General features: G+C 57.5%; 17 protein-coding genes. 10 read left to right on the top strand and 7 right to left on the bottom strand.

The window, feature by feature from the left end:
* Nucleotides 1-9 precede the first annotated feature (9 nt).
* Nucleotides 10-378, bottom strand: a complete 369-nt coding sequence (locus ROO76_09350; protein MDT8068355.1) for a helix-hairpin-helix domain-containing protein — start codon at nt 376-378, stop codon at nt 10-12.
* A 211-nt stretch (nt 379-589) separates the two neighbouring features.
* Here ROO76_09350 and ROO76_09345 point away from each other — a divergent pair, with 211 nt between their 5' ends.
* From ROO76_09345 to ROO76_09335, 3 genes are all read left to right on the top strand, one after another.
* The gene (locus ROO76_09345; GenBank protein MDT8068354.1) at nt 590-1,219 is read left to right on the top strand and encodes an RNA polymerase sigma factor; all 630 of its coding nucleotides are present in this window, start codon (nt 590-592) and stop codon (nt 1,217-1,219) included.
* Complete coding sequence (locus tag ROO76_09340) at nt 1,216-1,464, top strand: zf-HC2 domain-containing protein (protein ID MDT8068353.1); 249 nt, start codon at nt 1,216-1,218, stop codon at nt 1,462-1,464. The genes ROO76_09345 and ROO76_09340 overlap by 4 nt, the downstream gene beginning before the upstream one ends.
* 395 nt (nt 1,465-1,859) lie before the next feature.
* A complete protein-coding gene (locus ROO76_09335; protein ID MDT8068352.1) occupies nt 1,860-2,108 on the top strand; it encodes a hypothetical protein in 249 nt (82 codons plus the stop codon).
* Nucleotides 2,109-2,340: 232 nt separating this feature from the next.
* Here the strand turns inward: ROO76_09335 and ROO76_09330 are convergent, their stop codons facing one another.
* From ROO76_09330 to ROO76_09315, 4 genes are all read right to left on the bottom strand, one after another.
* Nucleotides 2,341-3,624 (bottom strand): M48 family metalloprotease, encoded by a 1,284-nt coding sequence (locus tag ROO76_09330; GenBank protein MDT8068351.1) that lies wholly within the window; start codon nt 3,622-3,624, stop codon nt 2,341-2,343.
* 352 nt (nt 3,625-3,976) lie between these two features.
* Complete coding sequence (locus tag ROO76_09325) at nt 3,977-4,669, bottom strand: hypothetical protein (GenBank protein ID MDT8068350.1); 693 nt, start codon at nt 4,667-4,669, stop codon at nt 3,977-3,979.
* A 193-nt stretch (nt 4,670-4,862) separates the two neighbouring features.
* Entirely contained in the window at nt 4,863-5,894 is a 1,032-nt protein-coding gene (locus tag ROO76_09320) for a serine hydrolase (protein MDT8068349.1), read from the bottom strand.
* A gap of 74 nt (nt 5,895-5,968) precedes the next feature.
* Nucleotides 5,969-8,371 (bottom strand): DUF1343 domain-containing protein, encoded by a 2,403-nt coding sequence (locus tag ROO76_09315; protein ID MDT8068348.1) that lies wholly within the window; start codon nt 8,369-8,371, stop codon nt 5,969-5,971.
* A 172-nt stretch (nt 8,372-8,543) separates the two neighbouring features.
* Here ROO76_09315 and ROO76_09310 point away from each other — a divergent pair, with 172 nt between their 5' ends.
* From ROO76_09310 to ROO76_09285, 6 genes are all read left to right on the top strand, one after another.
* Entirely contained in the window at nt 8,544-9,647 is a 1,104-nt protein-coding gene (locus ROO76_09310) for a serine hydrolase (protein MDT8068347.1), read from the top strand.
* Complete coding sequence (gene murQ / locus ROO76_09305; protein MDT8068346.1) at nt 9,648-10,601, top strand: N-acetylmuramic acid 6-phosphate etherase; 954 nt, start codon at nt 9,648-9,650, stop codon at nt 10,599-10,601.
* 89 nt (nt 10,602-10,690) lie between these two features.
* Nucleotides 10,691-11,995 carry a UDP-N-acetylglucosamine 1-carboxyvinyltransferase gene (gene murA / locus ROO76_09300; GenBank protein ID MDT8068345.1) on the top strand — a complete coding sequence of 435 codons (1,305 nt, stop codon included), beginning with the start codon at nt 10,691-10,693 and terminating at the stop codon, nt 11,993-11,995.
* A gap of 320 nt (nt 11,996-12,315) precedes the next feature.
* A complete protein-coding gene (locus ROO76_09295) occupies nt 12,316-15,633 on the top strand; it encodes a carboxypeptidase regulatory-like domain-containing protein (GenBank protein ID MDT8068344.1) in 3,318 nt (1,105 codons plus the stop codon).
* A gap of 88 nt (nt 15,634-15,721) precedes the next feature.
* Nucleotides 15,722-16,726 carry a tetratricopeptide repeat protein gene (locus tag ROO76_09290; protein ID MDT8068343.1) on the top strand — a complete coding sequence of 335 codons (1,005 nt, stop codon included), beginning with the start codon at nt 15,722-15,724 and terminating at the stop codon, nt 16,724-16,726.
* Between the two features lie 253 nt (nt 16,727-16,979).
* The gene (locus ROO76_09285) at nt 16,980-17,474 is read left to right on the top strand and encodes a hypothetical protein (GenBank protein ID MDT8068342.1); all 495 of its coding nucleotides are present in this window, start codon (nt 16,980-16,982) and stop codon (nt 17,472-17,474) included.
* Nucleotides 17,475-17,606: 132 nt separating this feature from the next.
* Here the strand turns inward: ROO76_09285 and pnp are convergent, their stop codons facing one another.
* Together pnp and rpsO are read right to left on the bottom strand one after the other, a co-directional pair.
* Nucleotides 17,607-20,021 (bottom strand): polyribonucleotide nucleotidyltransferase, encoded by a 2,415-nt coding sequence (gene pnp, locus ROO76_09280; protein MDT8068341.1) that lies wholly within the window; start codon nt 20,019-20,021, stop codon nt 17,607-17,609.
* A gap of 293 nt (nt 20,022-20,314) precedes the next feature.
* Nucleotides 20,315-20,581 carry a 30S ribosomal protein S15 gene (gene rpsO, locus ROO76_09275; protein ID MDT8068340.1) on the bottom strand — a complete coding sequence of 89 codons (267 nt, stop codon included), beginning with the start codon at nt 20,579-20,581 and terminating at the stop codon, nt 20,315-20,317.
* A 361-nt stretch (nt 20,582-20,942) separates the two neighbouring features.
* On the opposite strand from rpsO, the gene ROO76_09270 reads away from it, so the two are divergent.
* On the top strand, nt 20,943-21,656 hold the full coding sequence (locus ROO76_09270) for a GAF domain-containing protein (protein ID MDT8068339.1): 714 nt from the start codon (nt 20,943-20,945) through the stop codon (nt 21,654-21,656).
* Nucleotides 21,657-21,741: the final 85 nt, after the last annotated feature.

The following is a 21,741-nucleotide window of genomic DNA, read 5'->3' as shown; positions in this document are numbered from 1 at the left end:
ACTGCGACGTCATTTCGTTGCTGTGACACGATTCGCGAACTTATCGTATTCGGTTTTCCGAATGATGTGCCGAGTGACCAGTTCGTCGGGATTTTTGTAAGGACGTCCAGCGATCACCCGATCGGCTTCAGCCGCGGTCACGCCCGGCAGGCTCGTCAGTTGCTCTTTCGTCGCGGTATTCAAATTGAGCGGCTTGTCGCGATTCCAGCCCTCGCGGATTCCTTGGGCGACGGCCTTGGCATCGCGCTTGGCCTCGGCCGTCGCATCCGCGGTCCTCTCCTTCAGGTCCTGCGTTCTCTGCTGTTGCGAGCAGCCGGGCGCGGTCATTGTTGTCGCTGCCAAAATCAGTGAAATCAGCCAGCATCTCAGCACTTTCATTGCGTTATCGCGCCCTCACCTAATATCGAGAGCCTTGTCGTCTGGCTTAGGTTGTTCCCCTTTGCCGTTTTTTCCTTCCCCATTTGGCCCTTGATTCCGGTGGAAAAACCCCTAGCCACAAAATGGCCCCCACCCTATACAATAGACTGCGGGGAAGGCCCCGGGGCTCCGAAGCCAGTAACTGGTCGGAAATTCCTGAATCTACCATCACATGGAAGCAATCGAATCAAGAGTAGGCGAGCCGACGAACGACGAAGCTGTCCTTGTTAATGCCGCCCGCAAGGGCGACATGGCGGCCTTCGAGGAACTGGTTCGCCGGTACGACCGCAACGTTTTTCGCATCGCGCAGCACATCACGCAGAATCGCGAGGATGCCGAAGACGTTGTTCAGGACGCGTTCCTGAAGGCGTACCAGAATCTCGGACAGTTCCAGGGCCAGTCGAAGTTTTATACCTGGCTGGTTCGTATCGCGGTCAACGAAGCGCTGATGCGCTTGCGGCGTCGCCGCCCGGAGAGAATGGTCTCTCTGGATGAGGACGTAAAAACGGAAGAGGATTCCATGCCGCGCGAGATCGCGGATTGGTCTCCGAATCCGGAGCAACAGTATACGCAGGGCGAGTTGAAGGACATTCTCGGCCGCACGATACACGGCCTGCCGGCCAGTTTCCGGACGGTCTTTGTACTGCGCGATGTGGAAGGTCTCTCAACCGAAGAAACGGCAGATGCACTCGGGCTCAGTATCCCCGCGGTGAAGTCCCGGTTATTGCGTGCGCGGTTGCAGTTGCGGGAACGGTTGAATAAGTACTTCAAGAAAAGACGCGATGGAGATGGGACACAGTGACCTGCTCTGAATTTCTGAAAGAGCTGACCGACTACCTGGATGGTGTGATCGACGATCGCACCAAGAAAGAATTGGACGAGCACCTGCTTTGGTGCCACAACTGCTACGTTGTCTGCAACACAACCAAGCGCACCATCGAAATTTACCGCGGCTCCGAGCTTTACGAACTCCCCGATGACCTTCGAACCCGCCTTCGTTCCGCCATCATGTCCAAGTGCAAGGAGCAGCAGAAACCGCAGTCCTGAAGCGCCCTTGAGTCAAGAGAACCGTCATCACCTGAGCAAAGTCGCGACCAGTCTTTCCGCGCTGCAGTTGGCACCGTCGAGTCGAAGGACCTGGATTCAAATCAGATAGTCTCCTACCTCAGATCTGCGCGCCGCTACCCTGTGAAAATCATCCCCCTTTTTTCATTCGTCCTCCCCACATTCCTCATTCTTCATTTCCTCTAACCTCCACCGTCCCTTCAACTTGCCCTTCCTTTGCATATTATTGGCAGATCCTTGCGTCTTTCCACTCTGCAACGCTTTCTACCGTCAGCTCACTACCCTTTAGTGGAAATGTGCCACCTTTTTCAGAGTTGATGAATCCAATGAAGTGAGGATTACGGTGTCTGGTCTCCCCCGGTCCCAGGAGAGTGGATATGTTGAACACGTTGTTCGAAATGATCTTTGGCTGTACGCACAGGAATTACAGTTTTCCCATCACCGCAAAAAGAGCGAACCGGAACGTTGCGGCCGCTGGCCCGACCGGTACCTACGTGGTTTGCCTCGATTGCGGCAAGGAATTCGCGTACGACTGGGAGGCCATGAAAGTGATCGGCACAATCTCCAAGCAGGCCTCGCACGCGCCTATTGAGGCCGTGGAGGGCTTGGTTAAGCGCGCCGCTTGAGAGAGATCCCCATTTCCCAGCACCGACATGTAAAAGGCCGGAATCCAACGATTCCGGCCTTTCATATTTTTCAGCTGACTTCTAACCGTCGTCATCCGGAGCGAGGCCGCGACTTGTTTTTCCCGCGCCGCAGCTAGCGCGGTCGCAACACCCATCACAGCTCGACGCGGAGTTCCCCACTTCCAGGCAAAACTGGCGGCCGAAGCCGCCAGTCCACAGAACCTTGCAACTCTTAATTCTGATTCGAATCGTCCCTCTTCTTTAGCGTCGGACGACCATCATCCGTCTGATCGCCACTCTTGGTCTTGTCCTTGTTGTCCTGGCCTGCGCGACGGAGCGTTGGACGGCTCTCCTGGTCCGGCGTCATTTTCCGCCGATTCTCCAGTTTCGCCAGCCTCGCCTTTACCTGGTCGAACTCCGACGTGTTCACGATGTACTCGGGGCGCGGCGGCAAGATTTGATTGATTTCCTTTTGCGTCTTCTCGATGCGATCCGGTGTCTGCGGATGGCTTGAGAACGCTTTCGCCAGCGTTCCCGGTTTCTTCTTCTCTTTCGCCTGGATCTTCTCGAAGAACTGTACGTACGCCTGTGGATCGTAACCCGCCTTGTACATGTACTGCACGCCCAGATAGTCGGCTTCGGCCTCGAATCCGCGCGAGAACTGCAGGAACGTCAGGGGCAATCCTAAACCGGCCGCCGCGCGCGCAGCGTATCCGATGCCACCACCGACGAAGATCAGAGGAATCGTCGCGAAGTTCGCAAACTGCGAACGCGTCAACTGGCGCATCGCGTGCCGCGCCGCTACGTGCGCGATCTCGTGCGCCATCACGCCCGCCAGTTCCGCCTCTTCATCCGCGGCGAGAATCAACCCCGTGTTCACGTAGAAAAATCCGCCGGGCAGGGCAAACGCGTTGATGCTGTCGTCTTCCACGACTTTGATCGTGAACGGTACGCGCGCATCCGAGTTCCGCACCAGGTTCTGCCCGATGCGGTTAATGTATTCATTGATGACCGGGTCCTGGTTCAGCTTCACGCTCGCTTCAATCTGCTGCGCGTACTGCTTGCCCATGCGGATCTCGCTGTCCAGCGAGTACCAGTCACCAAGGCTTTTGCCTTTGCCGATGTTGCGGTTGCCGATTGCGTTAACGTCGTTCTCGCTGCCCGGCTTAACGCCCTTCAATTTCTTGTTCGGGTCCGTATCGGCAGAGCCGTTTGCATCCTTCCTTGGCTCTGCCCCCGGAGGCTGAGGTGCATCCTGGTTATCCTGCGACTCTGCCGCCGGTTGTTGCGTCTGCGAACTCTGCGTCGCTGGTTCCTGGGTCTCCGAAGGCTGTGCAACGGGCTGCTCCGTGCTCGGCGATTGCGAAGGTTGCTGCGTATTCGGGGTCTGGGCCGCCGGTTGCTGCGAACTCTGCTGCTGGGAGTCCTGGGATGTTGCCGGTGCCTGCGTGGACTGCGCCACAGCCAACGTTGCGCATAACAGCGCAAGTGTCGCGATTACAACTCGGTATTTCATGACCTACTCCCTTGCCAACAGCGTCGGGCCGGCGGGGCACGCCGTTAGAGGCAATTTTCGAGGGTTGCTGCTCACCATTATACCCGCGTTTCCGGCACTCCTTAGACGTTGGATTCCGGTCGCTACCGTTTGGAAGCACGAGAATTCGTCAACATTTCGTCTGAAAAATCACCCGAAGCGTTCCCAAACTACTCCGTTAACCCTACTAACCCCACGAAGGTGCGTAAAGTTGCGGATTTCCCGTGACTCATCTCGGTCTACCCTTGCCGCAGTCAGCAGGTGTGGGTCTTTTCTGGCCCGCCAGGACGCTGAAAAAGGGGGATCAGTTCCGAAGTCCCGGCCCGGCCGCAACTTAATTGTTTAAGTGAATCCGCGACCGATCTACCGTCACCGGACGCTCCAGAACCATGTCAATTGCCGTACCATTTTCGACCTTCAGGTCCGGACCTCGGCTCAACAGAACCGCCGCCAAGCCCGCCGCGGCCCCAATGCCGCCGCCCATCGCCGCGCCTTTCATTGACTGCCCTGCCGCGGCCCCAATCATCGTTCCATAGCCGGCTGTAGTTCCAATCGTCTTCGCGTCCTTGCCCTTCGAACCCTGCCCTTCAACCGTTCCTTCTTTGTCCTTCACCTTCCCATCGACGTCCGGAGCACCTTCCACCGCTCCGGGCAGGAGAACCGTGTACCCGCTCGGATAGATCATCGACGTAAAGTGAACCAGCAACTCCGCCCGGCCTTTCACGTGGCCTGCGCGTTTCACCTGCGAAATGACGCCCTGAACGTAAGTGCCCGGTGGAATCACCATCTCCCCGTCGATCACCACCGGAAAATTAGTCGCTGCATATACGGCATCATTCTCTCGCGCGTTTTTTGTCCAAATCGTCTGCTTGAGTATGAGCGGAATCTTCGTCCCCGCGGGGATCGTCACAAGGTTTCTCGGCTCGGCGTTCTTCACGGCGCCATTCTGGTCAATGAGTTTCTGGTCAGAGTTCTGGGCGAAGGCCAGTCCGGAGAACAGAAGAACCGCAATCAGGGCGTTGCGCATGGGCTCTCCATCAAGTGAGACGTGACGGCTGGCAAAGGCCAATAGCCTCGTCCAACGTTTCCAGTGTTCTGAGCGCTTGTGAGCTTAGAAGCTGTGTACCAGTTCAAAGTTGCCCCTGAGGTACGAGCGGTTAGGTACGAGGTATGGACAGATAGCGCCGTTTTCCTCGCACCTCGTACCTCGCACCTAATACCTATTTCACCGGCTCTCCCACCTTCGTCGCCAGTCCTTCCGGCGACCACGTATCCACGATTACCTTCGCCATCTTACCCATCATGATTTCCGCCTTGTTCTCCGGCGTCCACGACTTGTCGGCGTTATCCCACGTAAAGATCGAGATGATGATTGGTCCCTTCTTGGAATAAACAATCGCGACATCGTTCCGCACATCGTCCAATTGCCCAATCTTGTCGCCGATATCCGACAGTTCCTCGCTCGTATCCATCGCCTCGATATATCGCGGAATCATGTTGCGATACTGCTGCTGGCGCATGATCGTGATCATCTGCGTGCAAAGCTGCTTGTCGCCCAGATCGCACCGGTAAATGCTCTCCAGCACCTCGGCCATTTCCTTCGCCGTCGTCTTCCCTAACCCGAACTTCTTCTGATCCGGCGGCATAGGCCCCTCTGCCGGCTTGTAGACCTTCTTATAAAAGTACGTGTTCTTCATGCCCATCTTTGCGAGCATGTCGTTCGTCGGCTTCAGGCCCACGGCATCGATCAGCATGTTCGTCGCGGTGTTGTCGCTGAGCGTGATCATCAGCGTGATCGTGTCCTTCAGTGTGAGCTTCAACCCCGGGTCCAGCATGCTCAGCACGCCCGAACCCGGCACCTGGTTGTCCTTCGTCAACTCGAGTTGATCGTTCAGGTGCAGCTTCCCTGCCTTCACCTGCTCATACGCCTGCAGCATCAGCGGCAGTTTGATCACCGACGCCGTTTGAACCGGAACGTCCGCATTGATCGCCACCGTGTCGCCGGTCGCCAGGTTCTTCGCATACACTGCGACCTTGCCCTGATGCTTTGCCGCCAGCGCCCCCAACTTCTTCCCCAACTCCGTGCAATTCGCAGAAACCGCGATGAGCAATATCACGCATATCAAATAACGCTGCTTCATGTATTCCCCTTCTTGAGGATTTAAGAAAATGCCGTCATTCTGAGCGAAGCCGCGACTTGCCTTTCCCGCGCCGCAGTTGGCGCGGTCGCGGCTGAGTCGAAGGACCTGCATTTCCTTCCTCCAACGGCGGCTGTTGCGGATGGCGGTTTGCTTCTTCGCGAACTGTAAATCGCGAACAGCGTCTTTTAGTACATCAAGTACTTCTTCCTCACTTCTTCAAACTTCTGCAACTCATCCTGCCACATCGCCTCGATCCGCCGCGGGTCCTCGCCGCGCTGAATCGCGGCGAAGGTTGCGTCGTCTACAAGCAACTGCGGCATGCGGTCGATCTTGTACTCCTGTGGATACATCTTCAGCAGCGCCTCAGCCAGTTCGATTCCCAACTCGGGTGCATCCAGCACGTTCCGCTCCGTGACGATAATGTTCACGCCCTGGCAGACCTTTCCTGCATACCAACTCGAAGTCGGCGTAAACGTCGTCGGCACGAAACGCAGCCCTGCGAGATTTCGCGCATTGAGATACTGCGCAAAGTCCCGCGCATTAATCCATGGCGCGCCGACCACTTCAAACGGCGTGTCCGTCCCGCGACCGACCGAGACGTTCGTCGGTTCTACCAGCGCCACGCCCGGATACAGCGTCGCCTCAGTCAGGCTGCGTAAATTCGGCGAGGGATTCGTCCACGTCAGTCCCGTCGAATCGAACCAGTCGCCACGCACCCAGCCGGTCATCGGGATGACCGTGAGCTTCGCGCCGATGTGCCGCTCCGCGTTGTACATCTTCGCCAGTTCGCCGACGGTCATCCCGTGGCGCACAGGCACCGAGCTGTAGTTCACGAAACTCTCGTGACCCGGCATCGACACCGGCCCCTGCACATACGAACCATTGATCGGATCCGGCCGGTCCAGCACGTACATCTCGATCCCCGCCTTCGCCGCACCCTCCAGGAAATATCCCAGCGTCGTCTCGTACGTGTAGAACCGCACGCCCGCATCCTGAATGTCGTACACAACCGCGTCCAGCGATTTCAGGACGTCGAGACTCGGCCGCCGCGCCGCATCCGTCGCGCCGTACACGCTGTACACCGGAATCCCGGTCGCCGCGTCCTTGCTGTTGTGAATATCCGTCGTATCCAGCGTGCCCGTCACGCCATGCTCCGGACTGAAGATCGCGACCAGTTGCAATCCCGGCGTGTGCGCCAGTATGTCGATCGTCCGCGTCCCATTGTTATCGAGTCCCGTCTGGTTCGTCACCAGCCCGATCCGCCGCGGCTTCTCTGCCGTTCCATTGCGGATCAGCTCGGAGAAGTGCGTCGCTTTCAGATTCTCCAAGCCTGTCTTCACATCGCCGTTCCGTGCAGCCAGTCGGCGCCATCCCGGCTCCGCCTCGTTATAACCAGTGATGGACAGCGCGCGCTTGTTATCGGGTTTCAATTCGAGCTCCGCCGCCACCGCCGTCGCCACCCGTGTTCTCAGCGAAACCACCGCCCCGCCCGGCTTCAAGTGCGGATGCACCCCATTCGTCAGCAGCACAATGTACGTATTCGTCGTCGGATCAATCCACAGTGAAGTCCCGGTGAATCCCGTGTGCCCATAGCTCCCCAGCGGCAGCAGGTCGCCACGATTCGTCGAGAACGGCGAATCCACATCCCACCCCAAGCCGCGCAGCATCGTCGCCGTCGGCGGCTGTTGCGGCGTCGTCATCTTTAATACCGTCATGGGCGACAGCGGAAATTTCCCGTCGAGCAGCGCTTCGCAAAACTTCGCAACGTCATCGCCGTCCGAAAACAATCCTGCGTGCCCTGCCACACCGCCCATTCGACGCGCCGTCGGATCGTGCACAACGCCGTGCAGCATCACACCGTTCTCGTCGTACTCGGTCGGCGCGATTCGCGGCAACCAACTCGCCGGCGGCAGGAACCGTGTACTCCTCATTCCCAGCGGCTGGAAAATGTGTGCATCGGCATACTTCTCGAGCGGCATCTTGCTCAACCGCTCCACCAGTTCACCGAGCACGATGAAATTGATATCCGAATACCGGAATACCGCGCCCGGCGGAGACATCAATTTCTCCTCATTCGCCATCTGGTACGCGGTTTCCTTGCCGGTCCAGGGCTCAGTCAAATCAAGGTCCGGCGGAAGCCCCGAGTAGTGCGTCATCAATTCGCGGATCGTGATCTGGTCTTTGCCGTACTTGCCGAACTCGGGGATGTACTTCGCTACGGGGTCGTTCAGACGGAACATCCCCTGTTCATACATGTGCATTACCGAACCGGTCGTCGCCAGCACTTTCGTCAGCGACGCCATATCGAAGATCGTGTCAATCTTCATCGGCGCGCGCGTCGGCTCCAGCGATCGCTCGCCATACGCCTTCCGGTAAACGATGTGACCGTTGTGGCCAATCACCAGCACCGCGCCAGGAATGTCGCCATTCTGGATGGCCTGCTGGATGGCCGCATCGACGGCGGGAAACAACTTCGCGTTTTTCTTCGCGGGTTTTGTCGCCGCACTGCTCGCGACGGACATAATTAAGATGAACAGGATGAGGAGAACGAGGACGGGGCGCCGGTTTCGAATTGTATGTGTTCGCATTGTGATTCTGGGTTCCTCGAAATCTACCACGCGACGCATCAGATTTGCGAACGTTTATCATAGAAGCTGGCGCCGGCCTCATCGCAAAGCGACCGGCTGAGGTACTAGGTCGAGGTACGAGGTTAAAACCACCTCCACTCGCACTTCGTGCCTCGCACCTCGTACCCGTACCTTGAGCTTTTCTGGCCACAATCCGCTCCCCGTCGCTGCATTCAGCGGCCAGGATCAGCGCTTCGCCCGCGCCTTCTCCATCCTTGAAGAAGCCGTCTCATCCCGTGCTTTCCCAGGAGCGGCCGTCAGCGTCACCCATCGCGGAGAGATTGTCGCCCTCAAAGCCGTCGGGCATTTCACATACGACACCAACTCGCCCAAAGTCGAGCCAAGCACCATTTACGACATCGCCTCTGTCACGAAAGTGGTTGCCACGACTACCGCTGCGGTGATCCTCTACGATCAAGGCTCGCTCGACCTCAACGCCAAGGTCGCCGACTTCTTCCCCGAGTTCGGCACCGAGCCCGGTAAAAAGCGCGTCACCGTCCGCATGTTGCTCGCGCACTCTTCCGGCCTGCCCGCATATGAAAAACTCTTCGAGCGCGCGAAATCACGCGCCGAAATCCTTCGCCTCGCCCTCGAAATGCCGCTCGCTCACCCGCCGCTCGACCGCGCCGAATACAGCGACATCGGCTTCATCATCCTCGGCGAGATCCTCTCCAAGCTCGCGCGCCAACCCCTTGACCGTTTCTGCGACGAGCAGATTTTCAAGCCCTTGCGCATGTCATTTACCGGCTATCACCCGCGCGAAGACTGGCGCACCCACATCGTCCCCACCGTCAACAACGACTTCCGCGGCCGCATCATTCAAGGCGAGGTTCACGACGAAAACGCTTGGGTGATGGGCGGCATTTCCGGACACGCCGGCGTATTTTCCAACGTCACCGACCTCGCGCAATTCGCACTCTGCATGTTGCGACTCGGCTCTCCCATCGTTAAGCCCTCGACCCTCAACCTGTTTACACGTCGAGAAGAGATGCCAGCAGGCTCTTCGCGCACTCTTGGTTGGGACACGCCATCATCTCCCTCTCAGTCGGGTCAATACTTTTCGCAACGCTCCTTCGGACATCTCGGTTACACCGGCACATCGCTCTGGTGCGATCCCGTCCGGCAACTTTCCGTTACACTCCTGACCAATCGTGTCTGGCCCGATCGCAGCAGCCAGGCCATAAAATATGTTCGTCCAAGATTTCACGACGCCGTTGTTGAGGCGCTTGAGGTATAGGTGACCCCTAAGAACACACGACTCCTGCATATGCCGCCGCTCACCGAACTTCGCGAGCTAGGCACCGAAATCCCAAACCCCCACTCCGTCGACCTCGACAAGAAGTCCGCCCTCGAAATCGCGCAGATCATCAACGCCGAAGACCAGAAGGTTGCGAAAGCCGTCGCCAAACAATTACCCGCAATCGCGAAGGCGATGGATATAGTCGCCCACGCATTCGAGAACGGCGGCCGACTCATTTACGTCGGCACCGGCACCAGCGGACGCCTCGGCGCGCTCGACTCGTCCGAGTGCGTGCCCACCTTCAACGTCCCGCCGCGGCTCGTTCAGTACCTCATCGCCGGCGGTGACTACGCTCTCGGGCACGCAACTGAAGTCAGCGAGGACTCCACAGAGATGGGCGAACACGACATGGCCAGCAAGAAGCCGACGAAAAAAGATGTCGTCATCGGCCTCGCCGTCAGCGGCCGAACCCCCTACACCCTCGGCGCGCTCGCATACGCCCGCCGCAAGCGTGCGACGACCATCGCCATCACCGCCAACCCCGGCACTCCGATCACTAAGCTCGCATCGCACAGCATCGTTGTCGGCGTCGGCCCTGAAGTCCTCGCCGGCTCCTCGCGCATGAAGGCCGGAACCATGCAGAAGATGGTGCTCAATATGATCACCACCGGCGCTTTCACGCGCATGGGCTACGTCTACAGCAACCTGATGGTCAACCTGCACTTGAAGAACCGCAAGCTGACCGAGCGCGGCATCGGCATCCTCCAGCAACTCACCGGGCTGGACCGCGAATCCGCCGTCGATGCCCTTCAAGCCGCCGGCGGCAGCGTCCCCGTTGCTTTAGTCATGCTCGAAGCGGGAGTGCCCCGAATAGACGCGGAAAAGAGATTGAAGAAGGCAAAGGGCAACGTCAGGAAGGCGATCGGAAAGTTGAAGCCTGTGTCGAAGTAGCAGAGACGATTCCGGAAGTGCTAAGACCTTTCACTCAACTACTACCGATCCATTTGCCCGTAGAATGAAACGAAACGAGACACGATTCAATGGATAAGTTCGTAGTTCGCGGCGGCAATCCCCTTCTCGGCACGGTAAAGATCAGCGGCGCAAAGAACGCCGCGCTGCCCGCCATGGCTGCCGCTTTGCTCACCGAAGAACCCGTCATCCTCGAAAATATTCCCCAAGTGCGCGACATCGAGACCGAGCGCCGCCTGCTCTCCGCCATGGGCGCCGAAGTCGAACTCGGGTACGGACGCGCCCAGCACCGCACCACCATCTGCACCCGCAATCTCAGCCACAATCCCGAAGCCAGTTATGAGCTCGTGAAGACGATGCGCGCCTCCACGCTCGTCCTCGGACCGCTCGTCGCGCGCATGGGTTTCGCCCGCGTCTCCATGCCCGGCGGCTGCGCTATCGGCGCCCGCCCCATCGATCTTCACATCAAGGGCCTTGAACGCCTCGGCGCAAAAATCACGCAAGAGCACGGCTATGTCGAAGCCCGTGCCGAGCGCCTCAAGGGAAACCGCATCGTCTTCGACAAGATCACCGTCACGGGCACCGAAGACCTGCTCATGGCCGCCACCCTCGCCGAAGGCGAGACCGTCATGGAGAACTGCGCTCGAGAGCCCGAAGTCACCGACCTCGCGAACCTTCTGATCAAAATGGGCGCCCGCATCGAAGGCCACGGCACCTCGACCATTCGCATCCATGGCGTCGAAAGACTTTCCGGCGCGCGTCACCGCATCATCCCCGACCGCATCGAAGCCGCAACCTTCATCATTGCCGCCGCACTCACCGGCGGAGACCTTATCGTCAGCGCCTGCGACCCCTCGCACCAGACCGCGCTTCTGCAAAAACTCGAAGAAACCGGCGTCCGGGTCCGCCCCAACGGCGACAGCATCCGCATCATCGGCGATGGCCCGCTCAAGCCCGCCGATATGGACACCGAAGAGTATCCCGGCTTCCCCACCGACGTTCAGGCGCAATACATGGCGCTCTGCACCCAGGCCGAAGGCACATCCATCATTACCGAAAACATTTTCGAAAACCGCTTCATGCACGTCCTCGAACTCGTGCGCATGGGCGCCAACATCAAGGTCGAAGGCCGCCGCGCCATCGTCCGCGGCAAAACACCTCTCAGCGGCGCCGCCGTCCTCGCCAGCGATCTCCGCGCCTCCGCCTCGCTCGTCCTCGCCGCTCTCGTCGCCGACGGCGAAACCATCATCGACCGCGTCTACCACATCGACCGCGGCTACGAGCGCATCGAAGAAAAGCTCCGAGGCGTCGGTGCCCAAATGAAGCGCATCGGCGAAATGCTCCCCAAACGCCAAGCCAGTAGCGTAATTGCCTGAATCTTGATAGTTCACTCCAGCTGTAATTCCGAATTTAATAGCCTATAAGTGCTAGGCAATCCGGAATTTAATAGCACTTTTGTGGATATTATTATGCACAATCTTCTTTTTCAGGCACTTAGGCGCTACCACCTCTTGGACTCTCAATTGCCACTTCCCTAGCAACACGGTTCCAGCCGTTCCAGGCCACGGGTTCAGGTAAGGGCTCCTAGGCTCCAAGTCCAAATGAGACATTCACAACCCCGATAGTTGGGGATGTGAGGCTATTTCGGTCGCGTTTTCACCGTTTTCCAAAAACGAATTCTCAGGAGGTTGTATCCATGAGACTTAGTAAGGGCTACGCAGTCGTACTCGCGCTGCTTGCGTTATGTCTGGTTGCGGTACCGCTGGCAGCTCAGCAGTTAACCGGCGATCTAGTGGTTAAAGCAGTCGACCCTTCGAAGGCTGTGATTCCAGATGCGAAAGTGACGGTCTCCTCGCCATCTCTAATCCGACCCATCGAGGGCACAACCGATTCCGCGGGCTTGTTCTTTGCCCGTAATCTGCCGTCTGGAACGTACAGAGTCATCGTGGAAAAGAGCGGCTTCAAGCATGCCCTGCAGGAGAATGTGAGGGTAGAAGTCGGCAAGTCTTACTCGATTGACATGCCCATGGAGGTAGGCGCGATTTCGGAGACGATTGAAGTCAGCGCGAACGCCGTGCAGATTGATACCGTGAAAAGCGAATCTGCACAGGTGTATCAGGGCGAGTCTCTTACCCTCCTCCCGGGGGCGCGCAGCGCCGACGATTTCGTTAGATTGGCTCCGAGCGTTAACCAGGAGACGTTCGCCGGCGGAATTTCCGTTGATGGCGCCTCGGGTTCAGAGAATCAGTTCTACGTCGACGGTGTCACGACGTCGAACATCTTCAATGGCCTGAATAACCAGACGGTGAGAACCGAAGTCGTCCAGGAAATGCAGGTCAAGACCGGCGGGTATGAAGCCGAGTTTGGCGGTGCGATGGGCGGCGTGGTTTCAGTTGTTACGAAGAGCGGTTCCAACGATTTCCACGGGATGGGCTACTACTATTACACGGGCAGCGGATTGAGTGGGTGTTTCCTAAACTTCTCAGGTGATTCGACGGGTGGTGGATATAATTGCCACCGCGTCTATGTAGACCCAGTGGACTCCACAAAGGTCGCCGACAGGACATTTGGGAGCGACCATTTCACTTCCAATGAAATTGGCTTCAATGTGGGTGGTCCGATTTGGAAGGATAAGGCGTGGTTTTTTGTAAATGCAAACCCTACGTTCAACAACATCTCGCGTAAGACTATGTTGGACGATGGCGTGCAGCAGGAATTCCAACAGAAAAGGACGCGTCGCGCTGGACTGGCAAAGATCGATCTTCAGCCGTTCCAAAAGCTGCGCCTGTTCCTTAACTATTCACAGGATACCTTCCGCTACGTAGGTGGTCTGCCGAGCTACATAACTTATGTAGACCCGACGAGTGGTAAGGAATTTGGTCTAAGTTCTTCCAGCTACAACTGGCGGAATGAAGGCTACAAATATCCGATATACAGCTTTGGCGGCGGAGCCACGTGGACAGTTACTCCGAAGATCCTGGTCGATAGCCGCTATGGCTTCAACGCCAACAATCTGATCCAGTTCCTCCAGCCGAGCGTACCGACACTGAACGCCCGCTACGATCCCAGTTCGGTGATTGGTTGGCAGCCCGGCCAGGAAGGATATGTTCCCAGCGGGTGGTTCAACCAGGATCCCAATGATGTCTACGCAACGACCGAGAATTTCCAGAAGAAGCTCAGCTGGACCACGGTCGGCAGCACGACTTTCAATCTTGGTGGAGTGCATAACTTCAAGGCTGGATATATCTGGGAACGTTGGGCACTGGATGTTGCCAGTGCACACGTCTACGACTATATGAGATTCGCGTGGGGCCGCCCCTACAACAGCCTCGCCGGACAGCGCACCAGCTCTTGTGTAGGTCCAGATGGAAACACTTATGACCCGTGCGGTTATGTTGAAGTCCGCTCGCCGTTTGGCGAACTCGCAAAACTGCATACCGATCACAATGCGTTCTTCTTCCAGGATTCGTGGACGATTTTGAATCGGCTCACGGTTAATCCCGGCATCCGTTTCGAATCGGAAGAGATTCCTTCGTTTAGCTCGATACCGCAGTACCAACATGCTGCCGTGAAGTGGGGATATGGTGACAAGATTGCTCCTCGTCTCGGAGCATCGTTCGACCTGTTAGGGAACGGCAAAGCGAAGATCTACGGTAGCTGGGGTATGTTCTACGACCAAATGAAGCTGACCATGGCGGAAGGCTCGTTTGGCGGCTTCAAGTGGCACAGCCAGTATTACCTGCTGAATACGGATGCGGCTAACAATTGGTTCAGAATGGGTCAAGCGCATGCCGCAGACGGCTTCTCTCCGAATTGCACCGGTTCGCTCACGGGTGGGAGCACCACCTGCGATCCCTACCCAGTGCCAACGGCGACAGGCCTCGGAACCCCGTTACAGTTTGTCGAAGACCGCGATTGGCGCTTACCCTCGTTCGACACCCTCGATCCTGCTATCAAGCCGATGCGAATGCAGAACGCGACGCTTGGAACGGAATGGCAATTGCCGCAGAACTGGATTTTCAGCTTCCAGTTCGTGCACAAACAGCTTGACCGTACAATTGAAGACGTCGGCGTCCTGACCTCGGTAGGTGAGCTGTACTACATCACTAACCCTGGGTTCGGATACTCGGTTTCGAAACTTCAGGCTATCGACCTTCCGCCGACTCCGAAGGCGAAGCGCAACTACAACGCGGGTGAGTTCCGTATCCGGAGACCGTTCGCCGAACGCTGGATGACCGACTTCAGCTACACCTATAGTCGGCTGTATGGCAATTACGGCGGATTGGCCAGTTCAGACGAAGATACCTCTACCTCCATCGGTGGAGGCCGTACCGATCCAAACGTCGAGCGGTATTTCGACGAGTGGTACCTGAGCTACCAGGCTAATAACGGGAAACTAGCGTACGGTCCGTTGAATACCGACCGTCCGCACCAGTTCAAGTTCAACGGCACGTACCAATTGCCGAAGAACCTGCCACAGATTAGCGCCTTCTTTACCTTGCAGAGTGGCGCCCCAATCACGACCATCGCGACCGTCGAGAACTCCGAGATGATCATGAATGGCCGTGGCGATTTGGGCCGTCTGCCTTGGTTCTCGCAAACGGACCTTTCGCTTCGACAGGTCTTCAAGCCGTTCAAGAGTGAATCGAAGAGTATTGAATTCAACGTGAACGTGCTGAATCTGTTCAATCAGAAGACTGTGTTGCATCGCTACCGCAACATTACCCAGGGCTCACTTCAGTACGGTTATCCCTTTCCGACGGAGAATGGATACGGAGCTAACTGGGCGGCAGGAATCGATCTAGACATCCTCGACGCGACCGGAGAAATCGTTCCGGTTCCAACCGTGAATGAGTTCCTCGGACACGGCTGGAATGGATCTGGAGACTGGATGACATCGCTGACAGCGTATAACGCCGCTAATGGTGGCACTATCATCGATCCACGCTTCAACAAGAATGACCTCTGGCAGCTGCCAACCTCAGTGCGCCTCGGTCTTCGCTTTGTCTTCTGAGGCATAATGTGCCTGGGCCGGCGGAAACGCCGGCCCGGTTTTTTGTTGATATCCGGAGTTCTCGTGACCTTGATATCGGGGGTCTAAGATGAAATTCTGGTACCTTGTCGTACTCACTCTCGCAGTTGGCGCGGGTTCACTCCTTGCGCAGTCGACAACAGCGTTCGGCAATCCCACTAACAGCCTGCAACTTCAGATCAGACTTACCAATGCTGGGGACCTGGTAAACCTGGCCAAGGTTGAACTGTTCAAGGGAGATATGCCGATGCCGACTGCCTATGCCAATTCACGGGGCGAGGTAGACTGGATCAACCTGCCAAATGGTAGCTACAGTGTTCGCGTAATGCTTCCCGGGTATCTTCCAGGCGAGGCGTCGATCGAACTAATGGGTGGTGGAGCACGACAGATATTTGTAATGCTCGAACCTGATCCCAATGCTGTACGTGATACCACCGTTATTCCCGATGATCCACTCGTTTCCGTGCGATATCTTGCTGCCCCCGAGAAGGCACGGAAGGAGCTCGAACGCGCGCGACAAGCTCGCCGGCGGGGGGATTGCAAGTCCGCTATCAAGTACGGGAAGAAAGCCATCGAGATTGCCCCTACCTTTGCTGTGGCCCATGTTGAGACAGGAATGTGCGAATTGACACAGGGCAAACTCAAGGATGCAGAAGAATCCTTCAATGCCGCCATCAAGGCCGACCCTGAATTTCTGTACGGATACATCGGCTTGTCAAACGTTGAAGTGAAGAAACAGCAATGGAACGAAGCTGCCAAGATATTGGGCTTGGCTAATAAAGCACAGCCCAATCGAGCAGAACCATTTTATGAATTAGCGCGAATACAACTGCAGACCGGCCATCTTGACAAAGCCGAACTCGCGGCAAAAACGGCACTCACGAAGGATTACACCCGCATTCCGGATCTTCCATTTCTTCTTGCACGAGTCTATGTGATGGAGGGGAAGAACGAGGAAGCCGTGAAGTGCCTTCGACAGATCGTAGATCTAAATCCAGGCTCTGCCATAGGGGACCGTGCTCAAAAGTCAATTGAGATGCTTCGCAATTCCGAGGTGAAAACAAATAAGCCCTAGTTATGGCAGAGAGGATTTGCGCGCTGGCTGTGCGCTTCCAGTTCTAAGCTCCTGAGGACTCCTAACCGAGTCCCTGATTACTTAGCCCCAGCCGAAAGGCTGGGGCGTTTTTCTTCTGCAGGTAACTGACCGGCTCATTCGTCGGCTGATCGCTAATTGCCTTCCGTGACATGTGAGGTGTGATCTGTAACCTGTCCTTTCGCTCCGTACCGCCAGCTTGCACCCCACCGCCTCTCCCAATTACCCTCGACTCATGTCAGCTACCTACACCGACCTCTGGAAACAACTCTCCGCCGACGAACGCTTTCAGGCCGCCGAATCCTTCTGGAGCAGCGACAGTATCCGCGCCCAGCAACTGAGCACCATGCAACTCATGGCCAAGCGCTACAACTTCCGCCTGAAATCTCTAAAAGCGCTCCCCGCCCCGCGCAAAGCCAAAATGCTGATCGAGTACCCGTCGATCCCGCCGGAAGTCCTGATGGCCGTCGTTGCCGCCTTCCATCTGTCGCACCGCAAGGAACTCCTCGTCACCTTCCTCGACGCCGCCGCTATCCCGCACAAGGACGGCCTGCTCTCCGAAGAAGCCGAGAAGAACGCCCCTTCGGCCGATGCCATCAAAACCGCCGTGGACGACATCAAGGGAAAATTTCCCGAGCACGATGTCAATGTCTACCTCAATACGCTCTACCTGCAGGACCCCGCGTACTGGAAGGAACTGAAGCCTTACGTCTCTGATCCGGCTTCTTAAATAGAATTGTCCTGACGAGCGCAGCGAGGCATCCGCTTTTCGTTTTTATAACCGTTGATCCACGTAAATCCGCGGTTCGCCTTCACGCAAAAAGGCCCGGCTGATTGCCGGGCCTGATCACTTCAGTGAAACCTACCGTCTCGGTCCCCGCGGTCCCCCTCTTCCACGACCGCCGCCGCGTCCACCGCGTCCGCCGCCTGGTCCGCCGCGTCGAGGCCCACGATCGCCTCGCGGTCCACGATCTCCGCGATCGCCGCCCGGAGCGCCGCGATGTGCCGGCTCCGCGTCGATTCGGTTGAAGTTCGGCTCTTCGACATCGGCGTCTTCGTGACCGCCCTCGAACGTCACCGGGCCACCCGCGCCTTCCGCTGCGCCGTCGGAATCCACGTTCACAGTCGTCTCGCCGGCCGCTGGATGGTGCTGCTGCTCGCCGGCACCCTGTGCCGCCGCCATCTTCGCACGCTGCTCTTTCAAAATCGCTTTGCGCGATAACCGGATGCGATTGCCTTCCACCGCCAGAACCTTCACCAGGACTTGATCGCCCTCGCGAAGCTCATCTTTGATGTCCTTCACGCGATGTTCAGCGACTTCCGAGATATGCAGCAACCCATCCGTGCCCGGAATGATCTCGACAAATGCGCCGAACTCCGCCAGCCGCGTGACTTTTCCGAGGTACGTCTTCCCTACCTCGGCCGTCGCCGTGATCTCCGTGATCATCTGGATCGCCTTGTCGGCCGCCGCGGAATCCGACGACGCCACCTGCACCTTGCCGCTGTCCTCGACGTCGATCTTCACGCCCGTCGCATCCACGATGCCGCGGATGACCTTGCCTCCCGGCCCGATCAGGTCGCGAATCTTGTCCGGCGGAATCTGCAGCGTGTAGAACCGTGGTGCGTACTCGCTCACCTTCGTGCGCCCGCTGGTGATCACCTCGTTCATTTTGTCGAGAATGAACATCCGTCCGCGCTTCGCCTGGGCCAGCGCCTCGCGCATGATCTGCGGCGTGATGCCCATGATCTTGATGTCCATTTGCAACGCGGTAATACCGTCTGACGTCCCGGCCACCTTGAAGTCCATGTCGCCGTAATGGTCTTCCGCGCCCGCGATGTCAGTCAGGATGGCGTAATCATCGCCTTCCTTAACCAATCCCATCGCCACGCCGGCAACTGCTGAGCGCAACGGAACGCCCGCATCCATCAGGCTCAGCGAACCGCCGCAAACCGACGCCATCGATGACGATCCGTTCGACTCCAGGATGTCGGAGACAACGCGGATTGCGTACGGGAAATCTTCTTCCGACGGCAGCACTGCCGCCAGCGAACGCTCCGCCAGTGCGCCGTGTCCGATCTCGCGCCGTCCCGCGCCGCGCAGGAACGAAACTTCGCCGACCGAGAACGGCGGGAAGTTGTAGTGCAGCATGAACCGCTTCTTCGATTCGCCCTCGAAGCGCTCCATCCTCTGCATGTCGTCGCTGGTGCCGAGTGTGGTCGTGACCAACGCCTGCGTTTCGCCGCGGGTGAAAATCGCCGAACCGTGCGTACGAGGCAGAACTCCAGCCTCGATCCAGATCGACCGGATCTCGTCGAACGCCCGTCCATCCGGACGCCGCTTGTCCTTCGTTACCTGCTCGCGGAAAATCCGCTCGCGAAGGATTTCGTAATACTTCGACACCTTCGCGCGACCCTCTTCGTCTTCTTCGGGCAGCGCAGCCTTCAACTCATCCTTGATCGCCTTGACCTTGGCGTAGCTCTCCAGCTTCGGGTATTTCTGGGTGTCGAGCGCGTCTGTAAGTTGCGCGCCAATCTTTGAGCGCAGATCGCTGACATACGCTTCATCGATCACTACCGGTTCCAGCGCGCGCTTCGGCTTCCCTGCCCGCTGCGCCAGTTCACTAATCACGGCGCAGATCTTCTTGATCTCCTCGTGCGCGAACTCGATCGCGTCGACGACCTTCTCCTCGTCAACTTCGTTCGCGCCGGCCTCAATCATCACGATGCCTTCCGCCGTGCCCACAACCATCAGGCTCAACTTGCCGTTGCGCTGCTCGTCGTAGGTTGGGTTCGAAATGAACTTGCCGTCTACAAGACCCACGCGTACGGCGCCAATCGGTCCCGCAAACGGAATATCCGACAGCGCTAGCGCGGCTGAGGCGCCATTGATCGCAACCACGTCGGGATCGTTCTGCGTATCCGCCGAGAGAACGAAGGCGATGACCTGTGTCTCGCACCGGAAGCCTTCCGGGAACAGCGGGCGGATCGGACGGTCGATCTGTCGGCTGGTGAGAATTTCGCGCTCGGACGGACGCCCTTCGCGCTTGATAAAACCGCCGGGGATTCTGCCGCCGGCGTAGGTGTACTCGCGATAATCCACGGTCAGCGGGAAAAAGTCGATGCCCGCCCGTGGCTCTGCGTTCGCGCACGCGGTCGCGAGAATCACGTTGTCGCCCATGCGAACCACGGCGCTTCCATGCGCCTGCTTCGCCAATTTTCCAGTTTCAAAGGAGATTATTTTTCCGTCAGCGAGGGTAACGGATGCTTCCTGCTTCATTTTTTCCTTCCATCCAGGGCGCGCGACAATGCAGCACTACACAAGTGGATACGAGCCGCCAATGACAAAGGTAGGAACGGCACTCCACCGTGCCACAGGACGATTCACGAGCCAAGGCCAATTCGTTGGGTAAAAGCGATTGCCCTCACCGGAAACGCTCCGGTTGAGGGCCCCACTCAGTCAACCCGCGAGGTTCATCTCGCGGTAGACCCAAACGATGCTGCCAGTCGGAACCGGCAGGTCGCGATCACGTACGTTGACGAACTAATCCGATATTGCGAACCTGGACGTTCTTACTTGCGAATGCCCAGCTTCGAAATGACCGTCTTATAACGTTCGGTGTCGTACTTCTTCAGATAGTTCAGCAAACGACGCCGCTTGCTGACCATCATCAGAAGACCGCGGCGGGACGCATGGTCCTTCTGGTGCGTGCGGAAATGATCCGTAAGCTGCCCAATCCTCTCGCTCAAAATCGCGATCTGTACTTCCGGGCTTCCCGTATCATTTGCGTGGGTGGCGTACTTCGTAATGATGTTGGCCTTCTGCTCTCGTGCTAACACTGAAACTAACGCGCTCCTGCTCTCAATTTATCGTTATCCTGTAACGACTTCGAGGATACACGAATCGCCACGGAAGTGCAAAGCAGTGCTGCACTTGTGAGAAATCCGCAGCGAACACGCGGCGAAACTCGAATCCTCCCTTTTGCGACATTACTGCGCCTGGCCTCCCGGGCATCCCTAACAGAGCTGAATCATACAGATGCCGCTGGCAGATTTTGCGGAATCGTAGCCGCTCCAAGTAGCATCAATCAGCAATCTAGGGCACCGATCCAACTACTTTCCAACTCACCAGGAGTTCCGTTACATGGTTTGCAATGAAAGCTCCCAATTGCTGGCCTTGACCAATCTCTGTCGAGTCGCTATGAGCTCGTCATCCATCGACGAAGTAGTCGAAGTAGCGATGCCGTCTCTATTGCGCAGCCTCAATGTGGATTACGTTAAGGTGTTGCAATTGCTCGACGAGGAATCCGGCATGAAGCTGCAATGGGGCCTGGGATGGGATGCTGGATATGTTGGCGAGGCAGTCGTTGCCCCTTGTGCCAGATTTCAAGCCGGTTTTACCCTCACCCAATCGTCTCCCATCGTTGTGCGAGACTTCCGCCGGGAAACGCGATTTGCTGCTCCACCGCTTCTCGCCAGGCATGATATCAACAGTGGCATGAGCGTCACGATATCTGGCCGCTGCAGGCAATTTGGTGTTCTCGGTGTGCACTGCCGGAAAGAGCGTCGCTTCACGCCCTCGGAGATGCTCTTCCTGGACTGTATGGCGAATGTCCTTTCCGCTGCGATCAATGAACGCGCGACGATCGCGTCGCCCCTCGATTGTGAACCATCTACTCGCGTAATTGCAGAGCCCGCGAATGGCAATCGCGGCAACCGAGTCTTGAAGGGGTGGAAAGAAATCGCGGCGCATCTAGGCTCCGGCGTTCGCACCGCCCAACGCTGGGAGCAGTTGTTCTCATTGCCGGTGCATCGTCCCGCAGCCAGAATGAAGGCTGCTGTGATCGCTTCAAGTTCAGAATTAGACGCCTGGGTTGAAAGTTCTCAAACCCGCCGCGCAGGATCTCTGTCGTAGCTCCGCTCGTGAACCGCCGTTTCGGCTCACCCGAGTTTCGGTCCTTCCGTTGATATATACTTCCCCCGCGCCACGATTCGCCCGG

The organism is Terriglobia bacterium (assembly GCA_032252755.1).
GTDB lineage: Bacteria > Acidobacteriota > Terriglobia > Terriglobales > Acidobacteriaceae > JAVUPY01.
The sequence above is the reverse complement of the archived record's forward strand: the minus strand, read 5'-3'. Positions and strand labels throughout refer to the sequence as shown.

Coding starts and splice junctions, on each gene's coding strand:
- ROO76_09350 (MDT8068355.1), bottom strand. CDS start 378: ATGAAAGTGCTGAGATGCTGGCTGATTTCACTGATTTTGGCAGCGACA.
- ROO76_09345 (MDT8068354.1), top strand. CDS start 590: ATGGAAGCAATCGAATCAAGAGTAGGCGAGCCGACGAACGACGAAGCT.
- ROO76_09335 (MDT8068352.1), top strand. CDS start 1,860: ATGTTGAACACGTTGTTCGAAATGATCTTTGGCTGTACGCACAGGAAT.
- ROO76_09330 (MDT8068351.1), bottom strand. CDS start 3,624: ATGAAATACCGAGTTGTAATCGCGACACTTGCGCTGTTATGCGCAACG.
- ROO76_09325 (MDT8068350.1), bottom strand. CDS start 4,669: ATGCGCAACGCCCTGATTGCGGTTCTTCTGTTCTCCGGACTGGCCTTC.
- ROO76_09320 (MDT8068349.1), bottom strand. CDS start 5,894: ATGCAGGTCCTTCGACTCAGCCGCGACCGCGCCAACTGCGGCGCGGGA.
- ROO76_09315 (MDT8068348.1), bottom strand. CDS start 8,371: ATGCGAACACATACAATTCGAAACCGGCGCCCCGTCCTCGTTCTCCTC.
- murA (MDT8068345.1), top strand. CDS start 10,691: ATGGATAAGTTCGTAGTTCGCGGCGGCAATCCCCTTCTCGGCACGGTA.
- ROO76_09295 (MDT8068344.1), top strand. CDS start 12,316: ATGAGACTTAGTAAGGGCTACGCAGTCGTACTCGCGCTGCTTGCGTTA.
- ROO76_09290 (MDT8068343.1), top strand. CDS start 15,722: ATGAAATTCTGGTACCTTGTCGTACTCACTCTCGCAGTTGGCGCGGGT.
- ROO76_09285 (MDT8068342.1), top strand. CDS start 16,980: ATGTCAGCTACCTACACCGACCTCTGGAAACAACTCTCCGCCGACGAA.
- pnp (MDT8068341.1), bottom strand. CDS start 20,021: ATGAAGCAGGAAGCATCCGTTACCCTCGCTGACGGAAAAATAATCTCC.
- ROO76_09270 (MDT8068339.1), top strand. CDS start 20,943: ATGAGCTCGTCATCCATCGACGAAGTAGTCGAAGTAGCGATGCCGTCT.